The sequence below is a fragment of the Flaviramulus sp. BrNp1-15 genome (assembly GCF_022259695.1).
Lineage (GTDB): Bacteria > Bacteroidota > Bacteroidia > Flavobacteriales > Flavobacteriaceae > BrNp1-15.
In genome coordinates, this window is the sequence record NZ_CP092099.1 from 2739826 (window position 1) to 2747500 (window position 7675).

Annotated in this window: 6 protein-coding genes and 2 rRNA genes (1 of these 8 cut by a window edge); 1 reads left to right on the top strand and 7 read right to left on the bottom strand. The window is 32.9% G+C overall.

The window, feature by feature from the left end; genetic code table 11:
* Nucleotides 1-252: 252 nt before the first annotated feature.
* Nucleotides 253-2688 carry a helix-turn-helix domain-containing protein gene (locus tag MBM09_RS12110; protein WP_238673992.1) on the bottom strand — a complete coding sequence of 812 codons (2436 nt, stop codon included), beginning with the start codon at nucleotides 2686-2688 and terminating at the stop codon, nucleotides 253-255.
* Between the two features lie 342 nt (nucleotides 2689-3030).
* Between MBM09_RS12110 and MBM09_RS12115 the strand changes: the two genes are divergently transcribed.
* Nucleotides 3031-3507: a phage N-6-adenine-methyltransferase gene (locus tag MBM09_RS12115; RefSeq protein WP_238673993.1), complete on the top strand. Its 477-nt coding sequence runs from the start codon at nucleotides 3031-3033 to the stop codon at nucleotides 3505-3507.
* On the opposite strand, the gene MBM09_RS12120 is transcribed toward MBM09_RS12115, so the two are convergent.
* The 6 genes from MBM09_RS12120 to MBM09_RS12145 all read right to left on the bottom strand — a co-directional run.
* The gene (locus tag MBM09_RS12120) at nucleotides 3508-3711 is read right to left on the bottom strand and encodes a hypothetical protein (RefSeq protein ID WP_238673994.1); all 204 of its coding nucleotides are present in this window, start codon (nucleotides 3709-3711) and stop codon (nucleotides 3508-3510) included.
* Nucleotides 3708-4484 carry a DpnI domain-containing protein gene (locus tag MBM09_RS12125; protein WP_238673995.1) on the bottom strand — a complete coding sequence of 259 codons (777 nt, stop codon included), beginning with the start codon at nucleotides 4482-4484 and terminating at the stop codon, nucleotides 3708-3710. The genes MBM09_RS12120 and MBM09_RS12125 overlap by 4 nt, the downstream gene beginning before the upstream one ends.
* Nucleotide 4485: 1 nt before the next feature.
* Nucleotides 4486-5058, bottom strand: coding sequence for a Dam family site-specific DNA-(adenine-N6)-methyltransferase (locus MBM09_RS12130; protein ID WP_238673996.1), 573 nt, complete (start codon nucleotides 5056-5058; stop codon nucleotides 4486-4488).
* 156 nt (nucleotides 5059-5214) lie between these two features.
* The gene (locus MBM09_RS12135; protein WP_238673997.1) at nucleotides 5215-6552 is read right to left on the bottom strand and encodes an exonuclease domain-containing protein; all 1338 of its coding nucleotides are present in this window, start codon (nucleotides 6550-6552) and stop codon (nucleotides 5215-5217) included.
* Between the two features lie 658 nt (nucleotides 6553-7210).
* Nucleotides 7211-7318, bottom strand: a 5S ribosomal RNA gene (rrf, locus tag MBM09_RS12140).
* Between the two features lie 178 nt (nucleotides 7319-7496).
* Nucleotides 7497-7675 (bottom strand): 23S ribosomal RNA (locus MBM09_RS12145) (it continues 2642 nt past the right edge of the window).

Sequence of the window (7675 nt, forward strand, 5' to 3'; positions counted from 1 at the left end):
TATTTAAACTTTTTTAAAGACTTTTTAAATACAATACTAAAACAATAAGTTACATTATAAATTTACTCATTCATATTAAATATATAATTGTTGAAAGATAGTCAAAATGACAATATAATCAATTGTGTAGTAAATTACATTCCTATCGCTCCTTCAAGCATTTTTAACAGTATTAAATTTTTAGTTTAAGCTAAAAAAAGTCATTCTGAGGAGCGCCTAAGCGCGACGAAAGAATCTGTTTTAAACTTATATCTACTTCCTCAATTCCTCAACCACCAAACGCAGCTCCCCATAACTATACTTATCATCCAACTGATGTTTTAAATCCGATAAATTCTCAAAGGTCGTCTTCGGAATAATAGCCTTCAACTCCTCATAAAATTCAACCGACATCAAATCCGTAACCTTCACTTCACCCGTTGCTATAAAACTAGCCAAATGCCCAATAATCGTATTCACATTCAATTCACGAGCATCAGCAATCTCGTCAATAGATATTCCAGATTTAAAAAGTGTTAATGATTCTTTTTTAGTATCTCCCTTTTTCCGTTTAGGCTTCTCAACATCAAAAATCTCAGCTTCAGCCGATGTTTCAATATCATGCTCATCACAATAGGCTTTAATCACTTTTAGAATTGCAGTACCATATTTTTCAACACGGGTTTTCCCCATACCATTAACCTTCAACAACTCCTGTTTGTTGGTTGGTAAGGTCTCACACATGTCATACAAAGCCTTCTGAGTAAAAATCTGATAATGAATTAAATCTTTAGCATCAGCAATATCATTTCTAAGGATGCGTAGTTTTTCAAAAAGTTCTACATTGCTTGTACCATCAATAACCTGTTTTCTAGGTTTCTTAGGCACCTCTTTCCCCATAAACACAGATTTAGCTCGAAGTTCCAAAACCCGTTCCGCTCCAAAACCATTAGCTAAACCTTTAAAATAAAGCAATTTAACCGACAGTAAATCTTCAAAAGCATCTAGGTTTTTAGTAAACTCACTACCAATAGCTTGATTATCTGTAGTAAAGGCAAACGTTTTTAAAGGCGTGGTAATTTTAGTTTCCGTTTCGGTTTTAAAATAGCCAATTCCCTTTTTAAAACGGTCTTGAATCACGTTATTCCCTTCAGGTAAACCATCCGTTTCAGCAAGTTGTTTCAATTGGGCATTAAATCCGTTGGCCACTTTTAAAAAATTAGTCACCGTTTCTTTAATAGGTAAAAAGGTAGCTTCAACAGGACCTTGAATCACGGTTCTATTCTTATAAAAGATATCTAAAATCCTGTTCAACGGATACAAAAACTCATAAAAAGCAAACACTTCCGCAATCAAATCCAACTGAAAATTGGTCTGCGAATCTGCTAAAACCTGCTCATCGGGCGCATTTTGCTCCGCATTCTCATTAAACTGTGTAACATTGCCATCGCTAATAATCTGGCTCGAATGTATTTTACTCTTCAACACCAAACCTTCTAACGATTTACACCTACTCAACGCCACATAAGTTTGCCCATGCGCAAAAGCACCTTGCGCATCAATAATCGCCTTTTCAAAGGTTAAACCCTGGCTTTTATGTATGGTAATACTCCACGCTAATCGCAATGGCATTTGGGTGTAACTCCCTATTTTTTCTTCAGTAATCGCTTTGGTTTCAGCATCAACACTATAATTAATATTCTCCCAAATTTCGGGCGTTACGTTAATATTAAAATCATCATCAGGACAATGCACCACCACTTCATCGGCATCCAACAAAATCACCTTTCCTATTTTCCCGTTAAAGTAGCGTTTCTCTGGGCTGCTATCATTTTTTACAAACATGACCTGTGCTCCCACTTTAAGTTCCAATTGTTCTGCATTTGGGTACGCATATTCAGGAAATTTCCCATCCACTTCCGCCTTATAAGTAAACGTCTTGGTGGTTAACTTCTCCAACTCTGCCCTATTGGTTGCTTCCGCTTTATTATTATGTGTGGTTAAACTTATGTAACCCGTATCAGGCTCGGGCGTAAAATCAGGTATAAACCGTTTATTTAATTCTACAGCAGCAGCTTCACTCAATCTATTTTTTCTAATTTCGTTTAAGATGTCTATAAATTTCGGATTCTCCTGCCTGTAAATATGCTTCAACTCAATAGTAATGGCGTTACATTGCTGAAACGCATGACTACTAAAAAAGAACCCATTGCTATACACATGCTTCAACAACTCCCACTCCTGCTCTTTTATAACTGGCGATAGTTGTTGTAAATCGCCAATCATTAACACCTGCACGCCACCAAATACTTTGTTGCGGTCTCTAAAACGGCGCAAGGTTCTATCAATACCATCCAACAAATCGGCGCGCACCATACTAATCTCGTCAATCACCAACAAGTCCATCGACTTAATAATATTAATCTTCGTCTTGCTAAACTTCCTATTAAAAACCTTGCTCGCATTCAAATCTGTATCAGGTAAAATAGGACCAAAAGGCATCTGAAAAAACGAATGTATCGTCACCCCTTTAGCATTAATCGCCGCCACACCCGTAGGCGCCACCACCACCAAGCGTTTTAAACTACTCATTTTCAAACGGTGTAAAAAAGTGGTTTTACCAGTCCCCGCCTTACCCGTTAAAAAAATCGATCGGTTGGTATTATTCACAAACGCCCACGCCAATTCCAGTTCCCTATTTTCAGCCATTAAACCCATTAAAAATTTAGAATTTCAAGATAATAATTTGTCTTATGTTTTGGGTGGTTTTTTAAATTTAAAATTAAACAATAAACAGCCTGTGGCTGTTATAAAGTGTATAACTATTTAAAAACTGCGCTAGAAGTTTATCCTGAGCGCAGTCGAAGGGTTACTAGTTTTGGCTCAATGCGCGCCTCGCCAAAAGCTAACCACTGCTATCGCTCCCGCAACTTATCAGCCAAGGCTACGTTTTTTTACAAAAAATGTAGACAATACTCCGTTGTACAACAATCTATATATTCTCAATTTTGTAAAGCGAAATTTTTTTTATACAATAAAGTTTAATTATTTATGAACACTTCATTTGAGAAATCAAAAAACTCTAAAGTAGAATGGCTAACTCCACCAGATTTAGTTAAAAAATTAGGAAGTTTTGATTTAGACCCATGCGCTCCAGTCGATGCTCCATTCTATCATGCTAAAAATTATTACACAATTAAACAAAATGGCTTATCAAAAGAATGGAGAGGTAGAGTTTATTGCAATCCTCCTTATGGAAAAGGTATGGAACTTTGGCTTAAAAAATTGAAATGTCATGGCAATGGAATAGCCTTAATATTTGCCAGAACTGAAACAAAATGCTTTTTTAATCATGTTTGGGATTCTGCTGATGCCTTACTTTTTGTAAAAGGTAGGATTAAGTTTTACCATATTACAGGAGTACAGGCAGGAACACCAGGAGCACCAAGCGTATTTATTGCATACGGTAAAGAAAATGCAAAAGCTCTGAAAGATTCAGGGATACAGGGGAAGTATCTTGATTTATAATTATATTATTTCGTAAATTATGAATTCTGCTACATTAAATTCAGCATCAAGAATCCAGTCATTTTCTATTAATAATTTCTTTAATGCTTGATCAGAATTATTAACATTTTCAACTATACCAATAACTTGTAGATTTTCTACAATTTGATTTTGATTTGGAGCTAAAGTTTCCCCTTCTGGTGTGATTATAATGAATTTTTTCATAAAGTAATCTTCTTATAAATACCTCTACTTTTAAATTCAATTAGACCTTTATCTCTTAAAAGTTGTAATTGTTGCCTAATTTTATCTCTAATGAAATTATTACCCGGATATTTTAATTTAAGTTGATTTTCAAATTTATAAATATCATTCAAAGTAAAACTATCATTTTTAATAGCATCTACACAATTCATAATATCTAAAATCCAACCTTTAGAATTAACTTTTTTAGTCTTTAAAAATTCTGTTCTCTTCCATTTTGATTGAACTTTAACTTTTGATATTATTTCAGAATTTTTAACAAGAAAAATTCTTCCGTTTTCGGGTATTTTTTTTAAATCAATATTACAACCAACCCAACCAGCTCTTCTCGCATTATCAGATAAAGGCTTTCTTTTTTCAATAATATCAGAAATAAAATAATGTTTAGGAATAATCATAAAGTTATTTACTTTCCATTTTGTTTTATCATATGTCAAGAAGAAAAAATTAGGATTTTGAATTGAATTGATTCTTTTTATCATTGTATTATAAGCACCATCTACTATTTTGCTCCCTACTTTTATACCTCTTTTACTTTTTAATTCGAATTGTTCTAAACAGGAATTACAATAGAAATCAGCAACAGGCTTATTGTTTTCATATTCAATAAGTGAAATTTCACCACAATTAGGGCAATAACTATTATTCTTCACCCAATCTTCTGTCAACACTCGTGCTATTTGAGAATTGCTTATATAGTCATTCGTTGAAGTAATATTGAAAGATAAATCCATTTTAAGCAGCAGTTGGAAAAGAGACTTTATCATTTGTATAAACTCCTTTATTTAATAGCTGACAAGTTGCTAATAAATTTTCTTCATCACAAATTAGAGCTGTTTTATAACTCCCTATGGGAACATTAAATCCATTAGATTTATTCACTCTATATAAACCATTAAAACATGTTCTGTTCAAAAAGATAAATAAAGAAGCTTGTACTACATTATCTGATTCACGAGTATTAAATAAAGTTCTTTTTTCATAATAATATTCCTTTCTCCCATCAATATCATTTATAAACTTATGATATTGTGATTGCCATTCATCTAATTGTTCAATTACTTCTCGAACATTATTTCTAATTGTGATATATGTATTTGTAAGATCTGTGTTAATATCATTTATAACAGCTTTTTTTATATTAGGATATTTATTAAGCATCCAAAACATTACTGCTCCACTACCTACAAAAGGTTCAATGAAAGTAAATTCTTTTTTCTTAAAATCTTGTGGTAAAGAGTTTTTAATTTCATTAATTAGTTGGCTTTTTCCACCAGCCCATTTAAGAAACGGTTTTGCTGTTTTCAATTATTCAGGTTTTATATTTCTCAAATATAGCAAGTATAAATTCAATATGAATTGATGAGTTATCAAAGTTTTTAACACAAATAACTTCATTATCCCTGTAAAAGATATTATTTGTTTTTGAATACAAAAAACTCTTAAGAAATAAATGCTAAGTATTTATAAATTAACTAACACCTTTCTAATTATCTTTTGAATATCGTTATTATCCTTTTGCGGTATTAAAAAAGGTTCTAAATCTTGGGTGTTATTAATGTGTTCTGTTTTATCTATAAAACCATAACCTAAATAGGTACCTTTTTCAATCATAATAAAGGCATCTTCTTGGGCGTGTCTGCCTTTTTGTTTTAAAACAACATCTTTACTGTTGTTATTTAGGCTGTCTATAGCTTGTAACACGCGTTGGTTATACTGCTCATAAGGTTCTTGGTCTTTACAAATGCCTTTACAGGTATGTATTTTAAAATGGTTGCAGCTGGCAACAGCTTCTTGTAAATGGCAATATTTTGGGCAGAGTTCAAACTGGCTACACAACTGTTCTATATGTTGGCGGCATTCGGTTATAGAGTTTAAAGTCAGTATTGGGTTTGGTGTGGCTTTAAGTGTATTATATGCCATATGTATAATGCCTTTTCGGTCGGTATAACTAAAAATAGCATACATTTTCGTGGCACGTTTTGCCACTTGGTTGTATTCTGGGTAATGCTGTTTAATGGCAGCATCTTCCATAAGTAACGCTATAAGTTCGGTACCAGAAAGTGCAAAGTCTATATGGGCAGTCTCTCTACACATAGCCAAAGATTTCTTAGTTTTACTATAAAAATGACTTAGTACACGCTTTTTTATGTCTTTAGCTTTACCAACATAAATAATTTTACCCTTTTTGTTTTTAAAATAATACACACCAGGTGTGTTTGGTAAATTATTAAAAACCGCCGTTGGTAAATGTGATGGTAATGTCGCTTCTTTAGATGATTTTTTTAAAAACTCATTAAATACCGTTTCCGCTTGTTCTTGACTAAGTAAGCGCTCAAACAAAATAACGGTAGCTTCAGCATCGCCTCTAGCCCGGTGTCGGTCAACAATATGAATATCTAAAGCATTACTAAGTTTTCCTAAACTATACGATTTATGTCCAGGAATCAGTTTTCTAGCTAACCGTATGGTACACAATTTTTTTCTGTTAAAATCTATATTTATGGCTTTAAATTCATTTCTAATAGCGTTGTAATCGAAATTTACATTATGTGCTACAAAAATGCAGTTTTCGGTAAAAGATAAAATGGTGTTGGCGATTTCAGAAAATGTAGGAGCATCAGCAACCATACCATTATCAATACCTGTAAGCGCAGTAATATAATCTGGAATTAATAGCTCCGGATTAATTAAAGAGGTAAACTCATCTATAATTTGAGTACCATCATACTTAAAAATAGATATTTCGGTAAGCTTATTACTTCTTCCTGTGGTTTCAACATCTATAATCGTGTAAATCATTTTAAATTTATTCTGAGGCTTTTAATGGTATCTAAGAATTTTAAAGATATTAATAAATAAGATAAATTATAGAATATAAAATAAGCTGTTATCCTTTTGGGTTAAATTATTAGTTAGAATGTCAGTTCGAGTGATTCCGATATACATCGGAATCGTATCGAGAACTCTTTTTTAAGCTTAAACCCCTATTCTCGATACAAATTTCACTCATTTCAATCGTTAAATTCACTCGAATTGACAGAATGTATCAAAACATGACATGTAATGATGATAAAATAAATAATTCAGTATAGCCTAAAAAAGGTTGTCTTAAAAAGTATAGGTTAACGAAATGTCACATTGAGCGCAGTCGAAATGCTATAAAATCTAGATACTAAAAAGCTCCATATAAAAAATATAAAGTACTTAAAAAAAGGCAACGACTCTACGCTCTCCAAATACAGTACCATCGGCTCTAATAGATTAGATTGTTTTTAGTTCAGTTTATCGCAAAAAAAAATCCTCAATCTAAAAATTAGATTGAGGATTCAAAAAAGGCAACGTCTCTACGCTCTCCTAATGTATTACCATTGGTGCCGATGGTATAACTTTAAATATTTCTGAGTTATTTCACCATATGCCAAAAAAAACCCTTCATATTTCTATGAAGGGTTTCCAAAAAAGGCAACGACCTACTCTCCCACAAATGCAGTACCATCGGCGCTAATGGGCTTAACTTCTCTGTTCGGAATGGTAAGAGGTGAGCCCCATCGCTATAACCACCTTAAATTTTAAGTTAACAGTTAATAAGTTATAGTTAACAGTCTTTAAACTGTTCGTTTTTAACTTTTAGTTGTTAACTGCAGCTTTTGCTGCAAATATCTTAACATATTGAAAAAAGGACGATAATCGTCGCTATACATGAACTTATTAATAATTGTATTGAACTTATAAAAAAACAGGCGTACAATAAGCCTATGGGTTATTAGTACTACTCGGCTATGACATTACTGCCTTTACACCTATAGCCTATCAACGTGGTCATCTTCCACGACCCTTTAAAGAAATCTCATCTTGTGGTGGGTTTCGCGCTTATATGCTTTCAGCGCTTATCCCTTCCCAACGTAGCTACTCAGCAATGCTC

What these genes read in the sequence shown, in the direction of transcription:
- MBM09_RS12110 (WP_238673992.1), bottom strand. Translation starts at nt 2,688, where the DNA reads ATGGCTGAAAATAGGGAACTGGAATTGGCGTGGGCGTTTGTGAATAAT.
- MBM09_RS12115 (WP_238673993.1), top strand. Translation starts at nt 3,031, where the DNA reads ATGAACACTTCATTTGAGAAATCAAAAAACTCTAAAGTAGAATGGCTA.
- MBM09_RS12120 (WP_238673994.1), bottom strand. Translation starts at nt 3,711, where the DNA reads ATGAAAAAATTCATTATAATCACACCAGAAGGGGAAACTTTAGCTCCA.
- MBM09_RS12125 (WP_238673995.1), bottom strand. Translation starts at nt 4,484, where the DNA reads ATGGATTTATCTTTCAATATTACTTCAACGAATGACTATATAAGCAAT.
- MBM09_RS12135 (WP_238673997.1), bottom strand. Translation starts at nt 6,552, where the DNA reads ATGATTTACACGATTATAGATGTTGAAACCACAGGAAGAAGTAATAAG.